This window comes from Roseburia sp. OF03-24, from assembly GCF_003463035.1.
In the GTDB taxonomy this organism is placed as follows: Bacteria; Bacillota; Clostridia; order Lachnospirales; family Lachnospiraceae; genus Roseburia; species Roseburia rectibacter.
Window position 1 is genome coordinate 72,425 of the sequence record NZ_QSCK01000010.1, and the last position, 23,079, is coordinate 95,503.

A 23,079-nucleotide genomic window follows, 5' to 3' on the forward strand; every position below is an offset into this window, starting at 1 on the left:
CATACCTTTTTGGCTACGGTTGCCATATCTATGAATCCAATCACTTTCGTGATGAATTTCCATTGTATCTTACTTTGACATCTTCGTCAATCCCTGTTGGAATCGAATTCCGATTTACCACCTCTGTGTTTTCACTGGGTTTAACCATGATTAAACCTTAGGAGGCGCTTATTATATCCATTTAACTATGAGAACTTATATAAGATATATATGCTGTATGTGGTAAATCCACATACAGCTTTTTTATTCTATCATACTTCCTCAAAAATATCTATACTTATTCTCTATATTTTATACTTCCCTGCATCCATACAATGCCCTTAAATCTTCTTCCAACCTGTGGCTCCCCAACCAGATCTTTCTGATTGATACATACACCAAAATTCATTTCATTGCAACAGATATCAAGTACCCATACATTCTCACCGGTAAGATTATTCTGCTCCATCCTGCAGTCCATGATTTCGCCAAGGATTGCATACTGATCGCTTTCAATACCATATGGCATAAAATAAGAATCGACAATGCTGAGTACATCCTCATGGGTAATGCGTCTCGATAACATGGAATATGTATCAATATCTTCTAATGTTAAATTTTCAATTGCATTCTCATCCCCGTCTCTTGCAGCTGCAACCAGATAATTGCGATCTGTGGTATTCTGCTGATTCTGTTTATTTTTTTTCTCAGCTTTGTTAATTGGGAGCAAAATTTTTCCCTCTGTGGAAAGTGCACCTAAAATGACACCCTCTTCCAGATTCATATATCTTTTTGATCCTTTTACTGCCAGAAAATCAACAACATTCTGCAGATAGAAAATTAATGTTACACCTATCCGGACTTCATCACATATCCCCGCATAGGACTCTTTTTCCGCATGCTTTTCCACTTCTGCCTGTTCTCTTGTGGATAACATTGTGCCAAAAAAATATGGATAGTAATAATCCATCTCAAATATATCATCTTCCCGATAGGTACCTCTTAATGTCAGGCCAAAAAAATCACCAAACTGATAACAAAGTTCTGCAAATTCATTTCCTTCAGAATCCTCTGCCACCTTAATCGTATCTGGTTTTGCTTCTATATCTTTACATATTTTTTCGAGTTCTTCTTTCTTAATATCAGAAAGACCGACTGCTCTTAAAAATTTATGCATACTTATCTCCATTCCTGCGCTTTCCTCCAGCGCATCTCAAGTTTGTGTGCCAGCACAAATCTTGTGTGTGAAAAATGTATTTTTCACACTGATCTCCATTCTTAAACCAACTGCAGAATTGATATTTTTTTATTTTTTGTCAGGTCATACCTGATTTCCGTCATTTGATTCGTCTGATCCAATACCGCAACGATTGGACGAATCGAATTATCCGTCTGGCATATGACAATCCCTGTTTCTCCTGTATTCAGCCTGATTTTCGTACCAACCGGATAATATGCAACCATTTTCTGTATTACTTTTACAATTTTCCGTTCAAATAAGAGGTCTGCCGCCTCGATCATTGTCTCAAGTGCCTGCTGTACACTGATTCTTTTACATTCCATTCCGGAAATCATACAATCAAATGCATCACACACCTGTAATATATTACACTCTATATCCTTTGTTTTTTGTTTTAAAGGATATCCTGATCCATCTTTTCTCTCATGATGTGTTAATACCATTTTTTTTGAGACCGGTGATATCCAGTCTTCACCTTCTAACGCTGAATATGCCAGTATTGTATGTTTTTTTAATTCAAATACTTCAGATGCCGGTCTGCTATCCATATCAAAATTAATATATGGAACCGTAGTATAACGCATACCAAGATCATGCAATAATGCCCCTATGGCAATATCAATATAATCCTCTTCTTTTACTTTTAACATTTTTGCAACTGCCAGAGACAACATAGTCACCTGTACCGTATGCTCATAAAGATTTCCATTGCGTTCTTCTATATCTATTACCTTAGGCTGCTCTGCTTTTGTTATTTCACTGACAATTTCATTTGCCAGCTCAGCCATTTTGCTCAGTGAATTTTTTCCATGGTATATATGATTCTCCAGAATTTTCTGTACTTCACTGACATAATACTTTTCTCTTTCTTCATTGATAATCAAATGTGTTGTTTCAAAGGCTTCATACGGATCTTCGATACATACTGTATCAATTCCCAAAAAAGAAATCAGATCCAAATACTCCGGTTTTAACACAGTTCCGCCGGATATCAATATTTCTTTCTCTTTCGTTATAACCGGTTCCGCCAGTGTTTCTCCGCCTACAAGTGATTTGACCTGCCGTATTATCATTATCTCTCCATTATCTTATTTTTCATTATTCCTCATTTGAATTTTTCAAATCGCTATTTGGATTCATTGCACGTTTTAAAGCTTCCTGCTCTTCCTCTGATAAAACAATTACAGAATTGCCATCAATAATTTCTTTAATATATGTATAGCAGCCTTCTCTGGTGTGCATTGCGTTAATAATAAATCCATTATTGCGCATATCTAACATTGCAAGAGAAAAACTTAATTTTCCGCCCATCTCATGAAATGCATCATACTTAATAAGTCCCATTTTCTGATAGGTACACTGCATATTTTTAGAGAGTACTTTAATATTTCTGTCATTTTCTTCATTTGATTCTAACAGGGAATCAACCTGATTGAGCCTTTGAATCAATGTATCTTCCAATGTCTTTGCATCTTTTCCGCTCATAAAAATACGATAATTCTTTTTCAGTTTTTTCATCTGAACAATATTTATAATCACCAATATAAATAAAATCAACAGAACCCCACAGAGTCCTATAATAATATAATCTGAATCAATTCCTAAATACTTTGAAATCATTATTTTACCTTTCGTTATTTAGAACAAATGTTCTATGTATTTTATGCGATTGTACGAATCAGATCAATAATCCGGTCTAATTCATCCATAGAATAATATTCAATTTCGATTTTTCCTTTTTGATCATCCTTTTTATTGATAGCGACTTTTGTTCCAAGGATTGATTTCATCTTTTCCTCTAAATCATGATAAATTGCTTCCATTGCAGGATCTGAAACCTTTTTCTTTTCTACAGGAACATCTTTATTCTTTTGGATTTTTTTTACCAGCTTTTCTGTCTCACGTACGCTCAAATTCTCGTCAAAAATTTTCTGAGCCGTTGCATATTGTTTTTCCGCATCTTCAATTCCAAGCAGTGCCCTTGCATGACCAGTTGTAATCATATCATCAATTACCATCTGCTGAACACGTTCATCTAATTTCAAAAGTCTCATCGAATTGGTTACTGCCGTTCTGCTCTTAGAAACACGCTCGGCAACCTCATCCTGTTTCAAATGAAATTCTGTCAAAAGTCTTTTATATGCAAACGCTTCCTCAATTGGATTTAAATTTTCTCTCTGTATATTCTCCACCAATGAAATTTCTACTACTTCCTGATCCGTAAGATTCATGATTCGGACTGGAACTTCTTTTAATCCTGCAAGTTTTGCAGCTCTCCAGCGTCGCTCACCTGCAATGATTTCGTAATAATCCTTTTTATCTAATACAAGTAATGGCTGAAGTACCCCTACCTGTTTAATGGACTCTGATAAATCTACTAATGAATCTTCATCAAAATTTTTTCTTGGCTGTTCCCTGTTTGGTTCTACTTTATTAATATTGACAAAAATTCCATCTTTCTTCTCAGAATCTGCATTTACCTTTATTATCTCTGATTCTTTATTTACATTTACTTTATTTGGAATCAATGAATCTATTCCCTGTCCCAAACCACGTTTTTTTGTTGCCATATTTTATACATTCTTCCTTTCCATAACTTCTTTTGCTAACATACGATAGCTCTCTGATCCTGCAGATTTTGTATCATACATATTAATAGGTAATCCATGTGATGGTGCTTCTGCAAGACGTATATTTCTAGGTATTAATGTATCATAAATCTTTGTATCAAGATTTGTTCTTACATTTTCAACAACCTGGTTTGATAGATTTGTTCTTACATCATACATGGTAAAAACGATACCATCAATATGAAGTTCAGGATTCAATCTCTGCTGTACAAGATCAATAGTGTGTATCAACTGACTGAGTCCCTCTAATGCATAATATTCACACTGGATTGGAACAAGTACAGAATCAGCCGTAGTCATGGCGTTAATTGTCAACATATTCAATGACGGCGGACAATCAATAATTATAAAATCATAATCATCCCTGACATAATCTACAGCATTTTTCAAAATATATTCTTTATCTTCAATGCCTAACAGTTCAATTTCTGCTCCTGCAAGATTTACATTGGACGGTATAATTTTCATTCCTTCCACTACCGTATCTACCATACTTTCTTTGATAGAACATTCATCCAGCATTAATTCGTATACCGTGTTTTCCAATTCATTTTTATTTACACCTAATCCACTCGTCATATTTCCCTGCGGATCAAGATCAATTGTCAAAACTTTTTTTCCTGCTTCGGCTAAACAGGAAGCAAGGTTAATCGCCGTTGTTGTCTTACCTACACCACCCTTTTGGTTGGCGATTGCTATTATTCTGCTCATTTTAATCCTCATTTCCTTTTTTATTGTTTTCATTATAGCACTTATATATATGCATTTCTATAATAAAATGTTTCACGTGAAACATTTTGTATAATTTTACTTTTATTATTCATCTGGAATTAAAAGAATTATATATTTTTATCGAATTAAAAAATATTTACTTCTTCATCTGATAAAGAACCTTTTGTAGCTCTTTCGTATACTTGGACTGCCCCGTTTATAGCCATTTTTGATCAGGTACAATTTCTTGTCAAAATGACTTTTATATTCATAAGACACAATTATCTGTGGAAATTTTGGTAGTAAAAAACTTTTGTATAAATTATCAGCCAACAAATCACACAAAGTCAAGGCTTTTGTATAGCTTTAGTTAAAAATTATTTTTTTGGTCATAATATAATATTTTACAATAATATAACATAGGTCTAATGTCTCATATGTAATGTCTCATTGTTCACGAATCATTCAAAAGATATATATTCCTAATAAAAAATTTTAATTTGACAGATAAGCATATAAATTCTATTCTGATGCTTTCAGATTGTGTGCGATTTTATTGATATAATAATATGTACCTCCTATTATCATGAGCTGAAAATGTTTCACGTGAAACATTTTTAATGTTTTCTTTTTTATATTGATATTAATATAAAATATATTTTTAGTTTTGTCCTTGTTACAAATTTCCATTATATAAGTATAATTTTAAATATATGAATCTTACTTTTACACTATTCTTCCTTGAATATTTATTTTAAGGAAACAATTAATTTATAAATATAATTAATCAACTTCTTTTTGAGAATGTTTCACGTGAAACATTCTATATATAACCATCTTTATAGATTTAATAATAGTCTGGTCAGATATCACTTATAAATTAGTTTTTAATGTAATATATTACAAAGTACTAAGATTAATTTTGCGAATTCTATAAAATCAATACATTTTTACTTTCTTTTATCTAATATGCTAATTTACTAATTTAATTTTCTAAGCTTATTTGATGTAAAGAAGTGATATAATTATCCCATTTACGATACTATCAAATGTATCTGTTTTGTTTAGGAACAGCAAATAAGCTATTAAACTTATTTGTAACCTAATTTTAAAATAACCTATACCAAGAACAAGAAATGACACACATTTTAAATTCACTGTTACGCTAGAGCGGTGGCAAAGTGGTGCTGTTTACAGCTAATTTTTCCACGAGGTGTTTGATCCTGACCAAAGGAATTTAATTCATAGGGCGCATTTTTCTGTAAAGATCCGGATGTCAAAAGATAATCTTTAATTTTTTGATTGGTATATTGCACAAAGTTATGAATCACCTTTTGACACCTAAATTCTATAAATTTAAAAAACCCATATAATGTTTCACGTGAAACATTACATGAGCTTTTTATTTATTACTAATCTTATATATTTAGTAGTAATTTTCGACTCCGCAAACGTATTGACTATGATTAAATTGTAATCAGATTATTACGAATTGCAAATACGGCTGCCTGTGTACGATCTGTAACTCCAATTTTCTTAAAAATATTAGATACGTGATTCTTTACGGTACGTTCACTAATATTTAACTGCTCTGCAATTTCTTTATTATAAGTTCCATAGGAAAGCATCTTTAAAACTTCAAGTTCTCTTCTGGTAAGACTTTCAATTTTACTGCTGTCGCTGTCACGATCAAGCATCTTGGAATTTAAAACCGGTATTAAACTTGGCTGTATATAATCTTCCCCATTAACAACTGCTAAGATTGCTTTTTTTAATTCTGCAGATTCAGAATCTTTTAATAAATAACCATTTACTCCAATATCAACTGCCTTCAAAAGATATTCGACCTCATTATGTACTGTTAAAACCATTACTTTAATTTTCATTTTCATATCTTTTATTCTCTGAAGGACTTCGAGTCCATTCATATTTGGCATATTGATATCAAGTAATAATATATCAGGTACAACTGTTTTTAATTTTTCAAGACAATCTACTCCATCACATGCTTCTGCAATAACCTCAAACTCGCCTTCTAACTCTAATAACTGCTTTAAACCTTCACGAATCATTGAATGATCATCTGCTATCATAACTTTTACTGACATCGTTTTGTACCTCCCTATTCGGCAATTGGAACTTCAACCTGAATCTTCGTTCCTGCATTTGTTTTTGAATGAATGTCTATTTTTCCAGATAAAAGATATACTCTTTCTCTCATCATTGACAAACCAAATCCAGAATTATCTGCTTTGCAATTACACTCATTCTCCTCATATACAAATCCCTTTCCATCATCTTCAATAGAAAGTATAATTGTTCCCGGTTGATAGTTTAAAACTACCTTTATTACAGAACAATCTGCATGGCGGATTGCATTACTGCAGGCTTCCTGAATAATTCTTAGCAAAGTAATTCCAATAACAGGATTTATTTTGTAAGACTCACCAACTACAGAAAAATTTATCTTTTTTGTTTCACTGCTCTCTAACTTTTCTAACGCACGTTCAATCGTAACTTCTAAGCCTATATCATCAAATGACATTGGTCGCAGATTGTAGATCATATTTCGTGTATCATTGATAATATCACGCAAAGTTTTAGACATGATATTTAATTCCAGTTTACATCTGACCTTATCCATATCGATTAATTTACTGCATAATTCTGTTTTATGAACCAGACTTGTCAGATTCTGCACCGTTGAATCATGTAATTCCCTTGATATGCGCTGTCTCTCATTTTCCTGTGTTTCTAATAATTTTAACCGGAATATCTCATCGCTTATATCAGAGTTATTATCATTTATTTTTTGTTCCAGCTCAGAAATTGCCTCATTTAATTCATTCAGCTTTGTAACACAGGATGTATATTCTTTTTTTCTGGTATCTAACTGTTCCTGTAAAAGTTTCTGCTGCTCCTCTAAATGTAAAATCTGTTCCCTGCCCTTTGGATTAACATCCCTGGGGCTGAATGATTCATAGTTTGAATCATTTTCTTCTTTTAAAAGCATTATAAATGCCTTATTTTCTTTCATCTGTAATTCCAGTGTCTGAATCGATTTATGTATATCTTCCTTATTAGTCATCAGCTCCGACTGAAATTTTTTTAAATATTCACTTATCATATACTTCCTTCGAACGTATGTTTTATATTACATAAATAATAAACCATTTTTATTTTATACTAAATTCACTTTGTTGAAAAGATAAATTTTTCATGAATCAAAAATTTAATTTGTATAAGCGGCCAAAAGCGGCTATAATATTATTATAAAAATAGCCTGTTATTTGGCAGATATGGAGGCATTTATGAATAAGAGTATGAAAAAAAATATCAGACATTTTTTTCTGTTAACTGCATTAGCTGCCGGAACCATTCATTTCGTAAATCGTTTTATCGATCTTACTGCTTCAATGAAAAACATCTTAAAGACGGAAAATGGTAATTTTTTTGATTGGAAGAATGGAAAAATCTATTACACAAAACATGGTTCTGGAACACCTGTTTTATTGATACATGATCTGAGTCCACTCAGTTCCTCTTATGAGTGGTGCCGTTTTGCAAAAAAACTTGAAAAGCAGCATACCGTATATACGATTGACCTCTTAGGATGCGGACGTTCAGAAAAACCTTATCTGACATACACTAATTACTTATATGTTCAGCTTATTACTGATTTTGTAAAAGAAGTAATAAAAGATACCCCTACAGTAATTGCAACGGGTTCTTCCATTTCATTTGTGACGTTGGCAGAAAATATGACGAATCATTTATTTCACAAAATCATTGCTATCAATCCGCCAATGCCTGAAAAATTTAACCGCACGCCAAGTAACTCTTCTACTTTAAAGAAGACATTACTGGAAGTTCCTGTTCTCGGAACATTTATTTACAATGTAAAAACGCATGAAAAAAATATACAGAAACTATTTTATACTGAATATTTTAACAAACCACAGCTTGTCTCCTCTAAAATGCTGGATGCCTACTACGAAGCATCACACATGAATGGCAGCCACGGAAAATATTTAATGGCAAGTATTGAGGGACAGTACACTGACAACTGCATTTTACATGCACTAAAGAAACTTTCCATTCCATTCTATGTTGTGGAAAGCCGGAGCAATCCTGATTCTGTTCAGATCGTAACCAGCTATGCAAAACAAAGTTCCTTTATTGAAACTTCATATATTTCTAATGTAAAATACCTTCCACAATTAGAAGCTCCTGATAAGTTAGCTGAAGTTATTCAGATGCTTTTTAATCGTGAAAAAAATTAATTTTATATCGAATCAACAGACGGTATGTTCTGGGAATATTTTATTACCATGAAAAAAGTGACTGTGAAAAGTAAATTTTCTACAGTCACTTTTTTTATGAACATAATATTAATGTAATGGCTCTTTCGTCGGCGTCCCGGCTTTTCTTGGATATATTTTCGGTGTGTGCTTTTCCTTGTTGATCACAACAAACGATCTTTTCTGTTCATACAGATCAAATTTATACACATCCGTTACTTTTCCACCTAAAACAAAAACAGCTTTTTTCGCTTCTGCCACTTCTTCTTCAATGCTGCCTGATTTATATGAAATAAATTTGCCACCAACTTTCACAAATGGTATACAGTATTCGCTAAGAGAAGACAAATTTGCCACTGCACGTGAAACACATACATCAAACTGTTCTCTGTAATCTTTATTTTTACCAAGCTCCTCCGCTCTGGCATGAACAGCAGTAATATTTTTCAGCTCCAGTTCATCAATTACCTGGTTTAAAAATTTAATCCTTTTATTTAAGGAATCTGCAAGTACCAGTTCTAAATCTGGAAATGCAATTTTAAGCGGGATTCCGGGAAATCCTGCCCCGGTTCCGAGATCTAAAATTTTAACATTATCTTTTAAATCGTATACACGACACAAAGAAAGACTGTCCAGAAAATGTTTTTCCACTACTTCATCAAATTCTGTGATTGCAGTCAGATTCATCACCTTATTGGTTTCTACCAGAAGTTCATAATATTTAAGAAACTGATTGATCTGTTTATCACTCAATTCAATCTGAAGTTCTTTTAAACCTTCTTTAAACTGTTCCAGATTATAATTCATTCTGATCTCCATTCTCTGTTTTATATGCAAATGTCCTAATTATATAAAATCTTCGTTTTTTTAATCTGCCGACAATGTCATTAAATTTATTTTAGTCTTCCGATTTCTTCTCATGGTACTTCATCTGCTCCATATACACAAGCAGTACTGATACATCTGCCGGCGATACTCCTGAAATACGGGATGCCTGTCCGATTGAAGTTGGTGAATAAGTCTTTAATTTCTGACGTGCCTCAATTCGCAGACTTGGAACATCATCATAATTAAAGTTTTCCGGTATCTTTTTCTTTTCAAGTTTCTTAAAACTTTCCACCTGCTTCATCTGACGCTTAATGTAACCATCATACTTGATACTGATATTTACCTGCTCAGTAACTTCAGCAGTAAGATCCGGACGTTCCGGATCGATCGGTGCTAATTTATCATAATCAAGCTCCGGTCTGCGGATCAATTCTGTCAGAAATGTTCCTGTATTTAACGGAATACTGTCATAACTTTCCAGCAATTCCTGTACTTTTTTATTCGCACCAATTTTTACTTTTGCAACACGTTCAATTTCCTGCGCGATCAGCTCTTCTTTTTTGCATACCCAGTCATAACGTTCTTTTGAAATTAAACCAATTTCATAACCTTTCTTCGTCAGACGCAGATCTGCGTTATCCTGTCTTAACAGCAGGCGATATTCTGCACGTGAGGTCATCATTCGGTATGGCTCGTGGTTTTCTTTGGTCACAAGATCATCGATCAATACGCCAATATAGGCTTCTGACCGGTCTAAAACCAGAGGTTCTTTTCCTAAAATACTCATAGATGCATTGATACCTGCGATCAGTCCCTGACAAGCTGCCTCCTCATAACCGCTGCTTCCGTTAAACTGTCCACCGGAAAAAAGTCCTTTGATCTTTTTAAATTCAAGTGATGCATAAAGCTGATTCGGGTTAATGCAGTCATACTCGATCGCATATGCATTTCTTACAATTTTAACATGCTCCATTCCAGGCAGCGTGCGGTACATCTCATGCTGAACATCCTCAGGCAGTGAAGATGACATACCTCCAACATACATTTCATTTGTATTAATGCCTTCTGGCTCAATAAAAATCTGATGACGGTCTTTATCTGCAAATTTTACTACTTTATCCTCAATGGAAGGGCAATAACGCGGACCGGTTCCTTCAATAATTCCGGCATAAATTGGTGAACGATCCAAATTTGCACGAATGATTTCATGTGTCTTTGGATTTGTATATGTCAGCCAGCAGGAAACCTGATCAATCTGCACATCATCCGGGTTTGTTGTAAATGAAAATGGAACTACTCTCTCATCTCCCTTTTGTTCCTGCATTTTTGAAAAATCCAGAGAACGTTTATCCACTCTCGCAGGCGTTCCTGTCTTAAAACGAAACATCTCGATTCCATGCTCTTTAAGTGAATCTGTAAGATGATTTGCTGCCATAAGACCATTCGGTCCGGTATAAGTGATCATCTCGCCTGTCAGACAGCGTGCTCTCAAATACGTTCCTGTACAAAGTACAACTGCCTTACAATGATAAATTCCACCGGAAACAGTCTTTACCCCGGTAATTTTCTGAAGTTCGCCATTAACTTCTATAACCTGTCCATCTTTTTTTCCTGCATTTATATATTCTTCTGTAACAGCAGAATTTACCGGAACCGTAATGATCTCGGCTACTTCTGCCTGCCGGATTGTAAGATGCTCTGTATTCTGAAGTGTTTTCCGCATCTCCATGCTGTAATTCACTTTATCTGCCTGTGCACGCAGGGAATGTACTGCAGGACCTTTGGATTTATTTAACATCTTAGACTGGATAAATGTCTTGTCAATATTAATCCCCATCTGTCCGCCAAGTGCATCAATCTCTCTCACAAGATGCCCTTTTGAACTTCCTCCAATATTTGGATTACAAGGCATCATCGCGATACTGTCCACACTTACTGTAAAAATAATTGTCTCCAATCCAAGCCTTGCACATGCTAATGCCGCCTCACATCCCGCATGACCTGCCCCCACAACTACCACATCATAATTTTCTTCAATCGCAGGCATCTTCTTATCCTTCTTTCTAAAAAATCTTATCAAAAAAGCCAGTACACCGGAAGAATGCTGCTCTTGCATTCTTCCAATAGTTGTCGTCCAATGGCGACAATAGTTTTTGCCAACACACCGGAAGAATGCTGCCTTTGCATTCTTCCAATAATTGGCACCCATTGGTGCCAATTATTTGCCCAGACAAAACTTACTAAATATCTCATTCACAAGATCATCTTCGACTGCCTCACCAATGATGCTTCCCAGTTCTTCATATGCATTCATCAGATCAATAGAATAAAAATCTTCCGGCATACCGTCCATAATACTCTGCACCACTAAATTTAAACTATTCATTGCTTCCTGTAAAGCAGTTTTATGACGAATATTTGTGATATACACTTCATCATTAAATGTAACTTCTCCGGTGAAAAACATCTCACGGATTGTCTCTTCCAGTTCCCCGATCCCGGTCTGCTCCTTCGCGGAAATTGCAATCATCTTTTTATCCAGATGCTTTCTGATCGATTCTCGATCAGTAACCGGAGCCAGATCCGATTTGTTTAAAAGAATGATTGCTTTTCTGTCTTTTAAAAGCTCCATAATTTCAAAATCATTTTCATCCAACTGTGTTGATGTATCCACAACATAAATCGCCAGGTCTGCATCATTTAAGTATTTTTTTGCACGATCCACGCCAATTTTTTCCACAACATCATCCGTTTTCCGGATTCCCGCTGTATCGATCACATTTAAAATAATTCCATTTAAATTGATCTGTTCTTCTAATACATCCCTTGTCGTTCCTGCAATATCAGTAACGATCGCCCGTTCTTCTCCAACAAGTGTATTTAACAGTGATGATTTTCCGGCGTTTGGTTTTCCAATGATTACCGTTGAAATACCTTCTTTTAAAATTTTTCCATTATCGCTGTTTGCAAGGAGTTTCCTGATTTCTTTACCTGCTTCTTCCACGATACCCTGAAGTGTTTTAGGATATCCATCCAGACTGATATGTTCCGGATCATCTAATGCAGATTCAATAAATGCAATCTCATGCAGTAGTTTTTCACGGACTGTTTTTACTGCAGACGAAAGAGAACCGGAAAGCTGCCGTTCTGAACTCTTTAATGCAAATTCATTTTTTGCATGAATAATATCTATGACTGACTCTGCCTGTGCGAGATCGATCCTGCCATTTAAAAATGCACGTTTTGTAAATTCACCAGGCTCTGCCGGACGCGCACCGTATTTGATCACAGTCTCAAGCACACGCTTCATGACATACACTCCGCCATGACAGTCAATCTCGACGGTATCTTCTTTTGTGTAACTTTTTGGTGCCCGCATCAGCACTACCATAACTTCATCGATCACTTCATCTTCATCTTTGATGTGTCCATAATGAATCGTATGTGTCGGCATATCAGATAATTTTTTTCCGTTTTTCATTAAAAAAATGCGGCTGACAATCTCAACTGCCTCATCTCCACTGATTCTTATTATACCAATTCCTGAACTTGACATAGCTGTCGCAATCGCAGCAATCGTATCTGTTCTCATAATACCTCATTTCTGAATATACAAAAAAATTCGTGGACGTTTTCTTTATCCGCCACGAATTTTTCTGTGTCATTCATCACACACGGATGAAAACCTGTTTACTGTCTCTTTAATGTTACAACAACATGACGATAAGGTTCGTCTCCTTCGCTGTGTGTTGTCACAAACTTATCATTCTGCAAGGTAGAATGAATCACTCTTCTCTCATAAGGATTCATCGGCTCTAAAGAAACCGGACGTTTTGTTCTCTTTACCTTGTATGCAATATTCTTTGCAAGATTCTCTAATGTCTCTCTTCTTCTCTTGCGGTAATCTTCCGTATCAATTTTGACTTTTACAAAACTCTCTGCATTTTTATTAACAGCAAGATTGGTCAGGTACTGGAGAGAATCTAAGGTCTGTCCTCTTTTTCCGATCAGAACGCCCATGTCATCACCTTTTAAATCAACATTGATCACATTGCTGTTTTCCTCTGCAGTCATAACGATCTCAACTTTTAAATCCATCGCTTCGAATACTTTATTTAAGAAATCTTTGATATCATCATTCACAGAATATTTCTTGCGTACTTTGATAACTGCATCTTTTCTTCCGATGCCGAGAAATCCGTTATTTCCTTTTTCAACGATCTCATATTCGATTCTGTCACTGGTTGTCCCCAGTTTTACCAGTGCTTCTGTGATTGCTTCATCGACTGTTTTTGCTGAAATTTCAATATATTCCATATCCAAAACCCCTGTCCTTTCTTATTATTTTCTGCTGTTTTTCTCATTAAAATCACGAACCATATTGGCTTTTGCAGCCATACTTCCGGCTTTTGCCTTTGCTTTTGTGGCATTTGCTTTTTCTAATTCAAGTTCACGCTGTGCCTCACTCATACCGGACTTTTTATCTTCTTTTTTCGGCTCATTGATCTGTCTTGTATTGATTTTTGCCGCATTGGAAATCTGATTTTCAGCAATCCCCATTTTTTCACGTTTTTTCTTTGCTTTCTCCTGATTCTTCTTAATGATATCCTCAAGGTTGATCTTCTCAAAATGCTTATTTAAGAAGAACTGCTGAACACTTCGAACTACCGCACCGGCGATCCAGTAAATACCAAGACCTACAGGAACTGTAAAACACATTACAAATGAGAAGATCGGCATTGTACGGTTCATCATCTTCATCTGCTGTGCAGCCATATCATTTTCATTATTGCCATTAGATGGAGCAGCCTGTGGCATCAGCTTGATATTAAGTACCTGAGTCAGATAAGAAACGATCGGTACAAGCAGCGCTAAAACTACAAATAAAAAGTTATGTGATGCAAAATTAGATGTCATAACCTGCCATGGTGTATCTGAAATATTCAGTCCCAGAAAGTTATTTACATGTGAAACTGTATCATATGTTGCATTAATGGTATCCGTTAAAGAAGGGAATGCACTCTTTAAAGTATCCCATCCATTCGAATTCATTTTATATAAAACATCAACAATAGAGTTAGAAAGTGCAGTCGGATCTGATACTGTAAAGTCTGCTGCCGGCTGTGTCATAACTCTTAAATCTGTAACGAGCTGCGTCATCTTATCCTGATAACCGCTTGTTGCCATAATTCCATCAACCAGTGCAGAGAAATTGTTCTTTACACCGGATACATATGCCGGAACATTCAAAAATACACGGTAAAGTGCAAACAGTAATGGCATCTGGATCAGCATCTGAACACAGCTTCCCATCATGGAAACACCATATTTTTCGTATACTGCCTGTGTTTCTTCCTGCATTGCCATCATAGATGCCTGATCTTTTTTTCCATTATATTTTTTCTGGATTGCCTGTAATTCAGGCTGCATCTTCTGTGATAATTTTGAGAACTTCTGCTGTTTGTAAGTTAACGGGAATAAAATTGCATAAATTACGATTGTAAAAATGATGATAGAAAGACCAACATTCTCAATACCAATCATTGACATCAACGCATAAATACCATTCATTACCCAGCCAAGTACTTTGGCGATCGGTCCTAAAATAGCACCATTGTATGCTGTTAATAACATATCTGACACTTGTAAATACCTCCGCTATGGAACTGGATCATATCCACCTTTTGAAAAAGGATTACATCTTAAAATTCTCCATAAAGCAAGTGCTCCTCCTTTTATTGCCCCATATTTTTCAACTGCCTCTAAACCATATAGAGAACATGTCGGACAATACGGACACTTTGTCGTTTTCATTGGAGAAAGATATTTTCTATAAAACTTAATTAAAGCAATTAATATTTTTTTCAAAATGATTCCATCTTCTTTTTTCTGAAATTAACGATTGATTACTTTGTGAAGACCTCCAAGATGCAACAGGGCACTTTCTGTTTCATGATAACTGATATCGCGTGCCGTGCTTCTTGCGATGACTACAATATCCAAACCATTATTGAACATGTCTTCATGTAGTCTGTAGCTTTCCCGGATCAGCCGGGTCAGATGATGTCTGATAACACTGTTTCCAACTTTTTTACTGACGGATATGCCAAGACGATTTCCTTCTGTATGATTTTCCAGAACATACATTACCAGATAACGGTTCGCATAGGATTTTCCCTGTCTGTACACTTTCTGGAAATCACTGTTCTTTTTTAATGATTCCGAAAACTTCATCCTAGTATGCCCTTTCTGATTATTTACCTAAGGCACCAATTACCTTCTGTCTGTTTTGAAGGTCTGCTTACTTCTCTTATAAAATATCTTTGAATGAACAAATAGGTGGTACAAAATGCACCACCTCATTATTCATCCATTCTTCTTAAGGAAAGAAAAGACCACAAAAATGTGGCCTATGCTGATAATTTCTTTCTACCTTTTAATCTTCTAGCAGCCAATACTTTTCTTCCGCCTGCTGTGCTCATTCTGCTTCTGAAGCCATGAACTTTTGATCTCTGTCTTTTCTTCGGCTGAAATGTCATCTTCATGTTATATCCACCTCCTCTGCCTGGCATTCACCATCATCCCAAAATGACGGTGCGATAGAAAACGTCCTAAGACGCATATTCTCAGTTAAAAAACATCATTTTCAATTATAACAGAAAAATGTTTCAAGTCAAGCACTAAAATTCTGATTGATTGGATTTTACTTATCTACATTTCAACATTTATCCATTTGTGGAAAATGTTGACCACTATATATATAAGGAAGAAACTCTATCTTTCTATATCTTGTTATTTGCATTTCCACAGTTATCCCCATGAAATGTTAAAAAATGTGGGTTAAAGAATGCCGATTTTTAGCGGGTTTGCAAAGTTATCCCCAATTTGTGGATAACTTGTGGATATTTTCTGGATAATCCACGGATAATGTGTTAATAAACAGTATAACCCCTTGTATTTAGCGGTCTATAACTTTTTTCGACTTATTCACACATATTTTTTTTATTTCTACAAATTTTTATTATTCAGGCTCTCTATTTTGCCCAAATCGGGATTTTTTTGCATTTACCCTAACTTGAAATACCCTGTACAAACTTTTCATTGATAAAAGCGAAAAAATAGTGTAGGATAGAACTATGTAGGATTTTTTATGATAGGCGTTAATGTGGAAAACTATCCACATGCAGATGAAAATACTCTTTTCATTAGAAAACAACGCAAAAATGAGGATTAAAATGGATAAAATTTTAGAAAAATGGGACGAGATTCTCTCAACCGTCAAACATGAACATGATATCAGTGATATTTCTTTTGATACCTGGATACGTCCGCTCGAAGTTTACGGTGTTGAGGGTAATACATTATATATACTGGTTCCATCTGAACAAATGACCCTGAGCTATATCTCAAAAAAATATTATCTTCCTTTAAAGGTAACGATCGCAGAGCTTACAGGAACAGAATACGAGATTCAGTTCATTCTGCCGGAACAGACAAAAAATATCCGTACCGGCAATAACAGTGTACCGAAAAAAAATGCACTTTCCGAAAAAGCGGACAGATCTAATCTTAATCCGAACTATACCTTTGACACTTTTGTCGTCGGCAGCAATAACCGTTTTGCCCAGTCGGCGTCACTTGCCGTTGCCGAATCTCCGGGCGAAGCATACAATCCACTTTATATTTATGGAGGACCTGGACTTGGAAAAACTCACCTTATGCATTCCATCGGTCATTTTATATTAGAAAGAAACCCGAATGCAAAAGTACTTTACGTTACATCCGAGGAATTTACCAACGAAGTAATTGAATCAATTCGAAGTGGTAATGCCTCAGCAATGAACAAATTACGTGAAAAATATCGTACGATCGATGTACTGATGGTCGATGACGTTCAGTTTATCATCGGTAAAGAAAGTACGCAGGAAGAATTTTTCCATACATTTAATGCACTCCACTCTGCCGGCAAACAGATTATCTTAACATCTGATAAACCACCAAAAGACATGGAAACTTTAGAAGACCGGATTCGATCTCGTTTCGAATGGGGTCTTATTGCTGATATCGGAACGCCGGATTATGAAACACGTATGGCGATCCTCCGGAGAAAAGTCGAAGCAGACGACATGAAACTCAGTGATGAGATTCTAAATTATATTGCAACGAACATCAAATCAAACATCCGTGAACTTGAGGGTGCCTTAAACAAACTTCTGGCTTATTCCAATCTTGAAAAGACTGATATCACGATGGAAATCGCCATGAAAGAACTTCAGAATATTATTACACCGGACAAGCCAAGAGAGATCACACCTCAACTGGTAATCGAAGTTGTCACTGAACACTTCAATATCTCGCTGGATCAGATGATCTCCAAAAACAGAAGTAACGAAATCGCAAGACCAAGACAGATTGCAATGTACCTCTGTAAAAATATGACTGACATACCACTTGATTCGATCGGGCAGTTACTTGGGGGAAGAGATCATTCCACCATTATTCATGGTATCAAAAAAATTGCCGACGAGTATGAATCAAACGAAAATACACGCAATTTAATAGAAACTATCAAGAAAAAGATCAATCCTAACTAAAGTTATCAAGGTTTTTCGAAGTTATACACGAAAAATTGTGGATATCTTGTTAAATTAAAGTGAATTCCGTATGGACAAGTCTCATTTTCATGTTTAAAACCTGTTTATGGCATTTATGAGCTTCATCCTCAATTCACATCATTTCAAGATAATTTCCGCATGGTTTTCACAGGGTTATACCACCTCAAATTTTTTTTAACCCCTTGAAAATTAAGGCTTTGTGCGGTTATCAACTTATTAACAGCCTCTAAGACGACTACGGCGGATTTCTATTTATTTTTTTATGAACACGTTTTGGCGAGCCACTACGTTTCACCAGGAAGGAGTTATCTACAACATGAAATTAATTTGTTCTAAATCTAATCTGTTACATGGCGTTAATATTGTTTCAAAAGCAGTTCCTACCAGAACGACCATGGCAATATTAGAATGTCTTCTGATTGATGCTTCTGCAAATGAGATTAAACTTACCGCTAATGATATGGAACTTGGAATTGAAACTAAGATTGAAGGTGAGATTGCAGAACGCGGAGTAATCGCACTGGATGCAAAAATCTTTTCTGAGATTGTCCGTAAACTTCCGGACAGTGATGTCACGATCGAAACAGATGCATCTTTTAAAACAACGATCACCTGTGAAAAAGCAAAATTTAACATTGTCGGTAAATCCGGTGATGATTTTTCCTATATCCCATATATTGAACGTAACGAACCTATCATTATGTCCCAGTTCACCTTAAAAGAAGTCATTCGTCAGACAATTTTTTCAATTGCTGATAACGATAACAACAAGTTAATGACAGGAGAATTGTTTGAAATCGAAGAAAATGACCTTAAAGTTGTTTCTCTCGACGGTCATCGTATTTCAATCCGTAACATCGAACTGAAAAATAATTATTCTCACAAGAAAGTTGTCGTTCCGGGAAAAACACTTCAGGAAGTCAGCAAAATTCTTCCTGGAAGTGCAGAAGACGAAGTATCTATTTTTCTGACAGACAACCACATTGTTTTTGAGTTTGAGAATACGACAGTCGTTTCACGTCTGATCGAAGGAGAATATTTTAAGATCGAACAGATGTTGTCTTCCGACTATGAAACAAAAGTTAAAATTAACAAACGCGAACTGTTAGACTGTATTGACCGTGCGACTCTTCTTGTCAAAGAAGGAGATAAAAAACCGATCATCATGAATATCACAGATGATTCCATGGAACTGAAGATCAATTCATTTATTGGTTCCATGAATGAAGATATTGATATCGCCAAAGAAGGAAAAGATATCCTGATAGGATTCAATCCGAAGTTTTTCATTGACGCATTAAGAGTCATTGACGAAGAGGAAGTTACACTGTACATGGTCAATCCAAAGGCTCCATGTTTTATCAAAGATGATGAAGGTACATTTATTTACCTGATTCTTCCGGTTAACTTCAATGCAGCTGCAAACTAATCATTTTTTGATTGATATTGCCGTAAGGCGATAGAAAGGAATTCCATGATAGAGATTCAGATCAGAGAATCAGATGAATTTATAAAACTTGGACAGGCTTTGAAAAAAGCCGGTCTGGTGGAATCCGGGGTTGACGCAAAATTTGTCATCCAGGATGGTTTAGTAAAAGTTAATGGCGAAACAGAATATCAGCGTGGAAAAAAAATCCACAATGGTGATGTGATTTCCTACAACGGAGAAACGGTGAAAGTCTCAAAATGATCATTCAATCCATTGAATTGAACAATTTCCGCAATTATGAAAATCTCCAGATTTCGTTTGATGAAGGGACTAATATTTTATTTGGTGATAATGCGCAGGGAAAAACCAATATCTTAGAAGCTGCTTACTTAAGTGGAACTACCAAATCCCACAAGGGAAGCAAAGATAAAGAGATGATCAGGTTTGGAACAAACGAAGCACACCTTCGGACTATGGTTTTAAAAAAAGGCAAACAATATCAGATTGACATGCATTTAAAACACAACCGTTCCAAGGGAATCGCTGTAAATAAAATACCAATGAAAAAAGCGAGTGAGCTTTTTGGAATATTGAACATCGTATTTTTTTCGCCAGAAGATCTGAATATCATAAAAAATGGTCCATCAGAGCGCAGACATTTTCTGGATGCTGAGTTATGTCAGTTAGATAAGATCTATTTATCTGATCTGTCGAACTATAATAAAATTCTGAATCAGCGCAATAAACTGTTAAAAGATATGGTTTATCGTCCTGAATTATCGGATACACTTCCGGTATGGGATATGCAGCTTATTGATACCGGGAAAAAAATCATCAGGCGCAGGGAACAGTTTGTAAAAGAACTAAATGAAATTGTTCATGAAATACACTACCGGATATCAGGTGGGAAGGAAGAACTTTTTCTGTCCTATGAACCAAGTGTTTCGGCAGATATGATGGAGCAGGAGATAGAGCGGGTAAGGCAGCGTGATCTGAAAATGTGTCAGACATCCGTAGGACCACACCGTGATGATCTGCTTTTCTCCATTGCAGATGTTGATATCCGCAAATTTGGTTCACAGGGACAGCAGAGAACATCTGCACTCTCTTTAAAATTATCCGAGATAGAGCTGGTAAGAAAATCAATCCATGATACTCCGGTACTTTTACTGGATGATGTCTTATCAGAATTAGACAGCAATCGTCAGAATTATTTGTTAAACAGTATATGTGACACCCAGACAATTATTACCTGTACCGGTCTGGATGAATTTATCCGTAACCGGTTCGAGATCAATAAAGTTTTTGAGGTAATAAGTGGTCAGGTATTTGAAAAAGGTCAGGTTATAGAAAGGCAAGGTTAGCAGAATGGCAACAGAGAAAATTGAAAATCCAAATGAATACGGAGCTGACCAGATCCAGATTCTGGAAGGACTTGAAGCAGTTCGTAAGAGACCAGGTATGTATATCGGCAGTACATCGGCGAGAGGACTCCATCATTTGGTCTATGAGATTGTAGATAATGCCGTGGATGAGGCACTTGCCGGATATTGTAAAAACATAGAGGTTACCATTAATCCGGATAATTCTATTACAGTCGAAGATGATGGACGTGGTATTCCGGTTGGAATGAACCATAAGGCTGGAAAATCAGCACTTGAAGTTGTATATACAGTTCTTCATGCCGGCGGAAAGTTCGGCGGTGGCGGATATAAGGTATCAGGTGGTTTGCACGGTGTAGGTGCATCAGTCGTAAATGCGCTCTCCACCAAACTTTGTGTCGAAGTGTATAAAGAGGGACAGGTTTATTTTCAGAGTTATCATATCGGAAAACCGGATGAACCGGTCAAAGTGATCGGAACCTGCGATCCGGAGAAACACGGCACAAAGGTTACATTCCATCCAGATCCGGATATCTTTGAGGAGACTGTTTATGATTATGACACTTTAAAACAGCGTCTTCGTGAGACTGCGTTTTTAACAAAAGGACTTCGCATCGTACTTACGGATACGAGAGAGGAATCCAATCATTGTCATGAGTTTCACTATGCCGGTGGTATCAAGGAATTTGTCACTTACTTAAATCGCAGCAAAGAAGCATTGTACCCGGATGTCATTTACTGTGAGGGAACCAGGGATGGTGTGTATGTCGAAGTTGCCATGCAGCACAATGATTCCTACAATGATGCGACATACAGTTTTGTAAATAATATCATTACACCGGAAGGTGGTACGCACCTTGCCGGATTCCGTAATGCGCTGACAAAAACATTTAACTCCTATGCAAGAGCAAATAAGATTTTAAAAGATTCCGAACCTGCACTGACCGGTGATGATATCCGTGAGGGACTGACTGCGATCATCAGTATCAAGATCGAAGAGCCACAGTTTGAGGGACAGACAAAGCAGAAGCTCGGAAACAGTGAGGCGCGTGGAGCAGTCGATTCCGTGGTAAGTGAACAGCTCACTTATTTCCTAGAGCAAAATCCGACGGTCGCAAAGAGTATCTGTGAAAAATCACTGCTCGCACAGCGTGCGAGAGAAGCAGCAAGAAAAGCGCGTGACCTGACCAGAAGAAAAACAGCCTTAGAGGGTACTTCTTTACCGGGAAAACTTGCTGACTGTTCAGACAAAGATCCGAAAAACTGTGAGATTTTCATCGTAGAGGGAGATTCCGCGGGTGGTTCTGCAAAGACAGCAAGAAGCCGTGCAACCCAGGCAATCCTTCCACTGCGTGGTAAAATCTTAAATGTAGAAAAAGCAAGACTGGATAAGATTTATGGCAATGCCGAGATCAAAGCGATGATCACTGCGTTTGGTACCGGAATCCATGAGGATTTTGATATTTCCAAGCTGCGTTATGATAAAATTATTATTATGACAGATGCCGATGTCGACGGTGCCCATATTGCGACCCTGATGCTGACATTTTTATATCGTTTTATGCCGGAGCTTATCAAGCAGGGACATGTATATCTTGCAACGCCGCCACTTTATAAGATTGAGAAAAATAAAAATATCTGGTATGCGTACGATGATAACGAGTTAAATAACATTCTGGTTGAGATCGGTCGTGACGGCAACAACAAGATCCAGCGATACAAAGGACTTGGAGAGATGGATGCTGAGCAGCTCTGGGAGACAACTATGGATCCGGAGAAACGTATTTTGAAACGTGTCATGATCGATGAGGAAAATTCTTCCGAGATTGATGTGACATTTACGACCTTAATGGGCGATAAAGTAGAGCCGAGACGTGAGTTCATTGAGGAAAATGCAAAATACGTGCAGAATCTGGATATTTAAGAGATCGGTACAGCCGGATTTTTGAAATATGTGATCCGGC

The 23,079-nt window shown here is 36.2% G+C and carries 21 protein-coding genes; 6 read left to right on the forward strand and 15 right to left on the reverse strand.

Annotation, left to right across the window (positions count from 1 at the left end):
- Positions 1-277 precede the first annotated feature (277 nt).
- From DXA60_RS06765 to DXA60_RS06795, 7 genes are all read right to left on the reverse strand, one after another.
- Positions 278-1,168 (reverse strand): DUF3881 family protein, encoded by an 891-nt coding sequence (locus tag DXA60_RS06765; protein WP_330418389.1) that lies wholly within the window; start codon positions 1,166-1,168, stop codon positions 278-280.
- A gap of 89 nt (positions 1,169-1,257) precedes the next feature.
- Positions 1,258-2,292 (reverse strand): HD-GYP domain-containing protein, encoded by a 1,035-nt coding sequence (locus tag DXA60_RS06770; RefSeq protein WP_117920586.1) that lies wholly within the window; start codon positions 2,290-2,292, stop codon positions 1,258-1,260.
- 25 nt (positions 2,293-2,317) lie between these two features.
- A complete protein-coding gene (locus DXA60_RS06775) occupies positions 2,318-2,839 on the reverse strand; it encodes a DUF4446 family protein (protein ID WP_117920587.1) in 522 nt (173 codons plus the stop codon).
- 41 nt (positions 2,840-2,880) lie between these two features.
- Positions 2,881-3,789 carry a ParB/RepB/Spo0J family partition protein gene (locus DXA60_RS06780; protein ID WP_117920588.1) on the reverse strand — a complete coding sequence of 303 codons (909 nt, stop codon included), beginning with the start codon at positions 3,787-3,789 and terminating at the stop codon, positions 2,881-2,883.
- A 3-nt stretch (positions 3,790-3,792) separates the two neighbouring features.
- Positions 3,793-4,560, reverse strand: coding sequence for a ParA family protein (locus tag DXA60_RS06785; RefSeq protein WP_117920589.1), 768 nt, complete (start codon positions 4,558-4,560; stop codon positions 3,793-3,795).
- Positions 4,561-6,026: 1,466 nt separating this feature from the next.
- A complete protein-coding gene (locus DXA60_RS06790) occupies positions 6,027-6,668 on the reverse strand; it encodes a response regulator (RefSeq protein WP_117920590.1) in 642 nt (213 codons plus the stop codon).
- A 14-nt stretch (positions 6,669-6,682) separates the two neighbouring features.
- Entirely contained in the window at positions 6,683-7,687 is a 1,005-nt protein-coding gene (locus DXA60_RS06795) for a sensor histidine kinase (protein ID WP_117920591.1), read from the reverse strand.
- A gap of 184 nt (positions 7,688-7,871) precedes the next feature.
- On the opposite strand from DXA60_RS06795, the gene DXA60_RS06800 reads away from it, so the two are divergent.
- Positions 7,872-8,843, forward strand: coding sequence for an alpha/beta fold hydrolase (locus tag DXA60_RS06800; RefSeq protein ID WP_241070821.1), 972 nt, complete (start codon positions 7,872-7,874; stop codon positions 8,841-8,843).
- 108 nt (positions 8,844-8,951) lie between these two features.
- Here DXA60_RS06800 and rsmG read toward each other — a convergent pair whose 3' ends face one another.
- From rsmG to rpmH, 8 genes are all read right to left on the reverse strand, one after another.
- Positions 8,952-9,668 (reverse strand): 16S rRNA (guanine(527)-N(7))-methyltransferase RsmG, encoded by a 717-nt coding sequence (rsmG, locus tag DXA60_RS06805; RefSeq protein WP_186900478.1) that lies wholly within the window; start codon positions 9,666-9,668, stop codon positions 8,952-8,954.
- A gap of 91 nt (positions 9,669-9,759) precedes the next feature.
- Positions 9,760-11,736, reverse strand: a complete 1,977-nt coding sequence (mnmG, locus tag DXA60_RS06810) for a tRNA uridine-5-carboxymethylaminomethyl(34) synthesis enzyme MnmG (protein WP_117920615.1) — start codon at positions 11,734-11,736, stop codon at positions 9,760-9,762.
- Between the two features lie 171 nt (positions 11,737-11,907).
- Positions 11,908-13,281 carry a tRNA uridine-5-carboxymethylaminomethyl(34) synthesis GTPase MnmE gene (gene mnmE / locus DXA60_RS06815; RefSeq protein WP_117920593.1) on the reverse strand — a complete coding sequence of 458 codons (1,374 nt, stop codon included), beginning with the start codon at positions 13,279-13,281 and terminating at the stop codon, positions 11,908-11,910.
- 98 nt (positions 13,282-13,379) lie between these two features.
- Positions 13,380-14,006, reverse strand: a complete 627-nt coding sequence (gene jag, locus DXA60_RS06820; RefSeq protein ID WP_006857741.1) for an RNA-binding cell elongation regulator Jag/EloR — start codon at positions 14,004-14,006, stop codon at positions 13,380-13,382.
- Between the two features lie 24 nt (positions 14,007-14,030).
- Positions 14,031-15,323 carry a YidC/Oxa1 family membrane protein insertase gene (locus tag DXA60_RS06825; protein ID WP_117920616.1) on the reverse strand — a complete coding sequence of 431 codons (1,293 nt, stop codon included), beginning with the start codon at positions 15,321-15,323 and terminating at the stop codon, positions 14,031-14,033.
- Between the two features lie 24 nt (positions 15,324-15,347).
- Positions 15,348-15,557 carry a membrane protein insertion efficiency factor YidD gene (gene yidD, locus DXA60_RS06830; RefSeq protein WP_117920594.1) on the reverse strand — a complete coding sequence of 70 codons (210 nt, stop codon included), beginning with the start codon at positions 15,555-15,557 and terminating at the stop codon, positions 15,348-15,350.
- A 27-nt stretch (positions 15,558-15,584) separates the two neighbouring features.
- On the reverse strand, positions 15,585-15,923 hold the full coding sequence (gene rnpA / locus DXA60_RS06835) for a ribonuclease P protein component (protein WP_006857739.1): 339 nt from the start codon (positions 15,921-15,923) through the stop codon (positions 15,585-15,587).
- A gap of 176 nt (positions 15,924-16,099) precedes the next feature.
- Positions 16,100-16,234: a 50S ribosomal protein L34 gene (rpmH, locus tag DXA60_RS06840; RefSeq protein WP_015561063.1), complete on the reverse strand. Its 135-nt coding sequence runs from the start codon at positions 16,232-16,234 to the stop codon at positions 16,100-16,102.
- 690 nt (positions 16,235-16,924) lie between these two features.
- Between rpmH and dnaA the strand changes: the two genes are divergently transcribed.
- From dnaA to gyrB, 5 genes are all read left to right on the forward strand, one after another.
- The gene (dnaA, locus tag DXA60_RS06845; protein WP_117920617.1) at positions 16,925-18,283 is read left to right on the forward strand and encodes a chromosomal replication initiator protein DnaA; all 1,359 of its coding nucleotides are present in this window, start codon (positions 16,925-16,927) and stop codon (positions 18,281-18,283) included.
- A 337-nt stretch (positions 18,284-18,620) separates the two neighbouring features.
- Complete coding sequence (gene dnaN / locus DXA60_RS06850) at positions 18,621-19,733, forward strand: DNA polymerase III subunit beta (protein WP_117920595.1); 1,113 nt, start codon at positions 18,621-18,623, stop codon at positions 19,731-19,733.
- A gap of 45 nt (positions 19,734-19,778) precedes the next feature.
- Positions 19,779-19,994: an RNA-binding S4 domain-containing protein gene (locus tag DXA60_RS06855; RefSeq protein ID WP_117920596.1), complete on the forward strand. Its 216-nt coding sequence runs from the start codon at positions 19,779-19,781 to the stop codon at positions 19,992-19,994.
- Entirely contained in the window at positions 19,991-21,097 is a 1,107-nt protein-coding gene (gene recF / locus DXA60_RS06860; protein WP_117920597.1) for a DNA replication/repair protein RecF, read from the forward strand. Before DXA60_RS06855 ends, recF begins: the two co-directional genes overlap by 4 nt.
- A 4-nt stretch (positions 21,098-21,101) precedes the next feature.
- Positions 21,102-23,039, forward strand: a complete 1,938-nt coding sequence (gyrB, locus tag DXA60_RS06865) for a DNA topoisomerase (ATP-hydrolyzing) subunit B (RefSeq protein WP_117920598.1) — start codon at positions 21,102-21,104, stop codon at positions 23,037-23,039.
- The last annotated feature ends 40 nt before the right edge of the window (positions 23,040-23,079 follow it).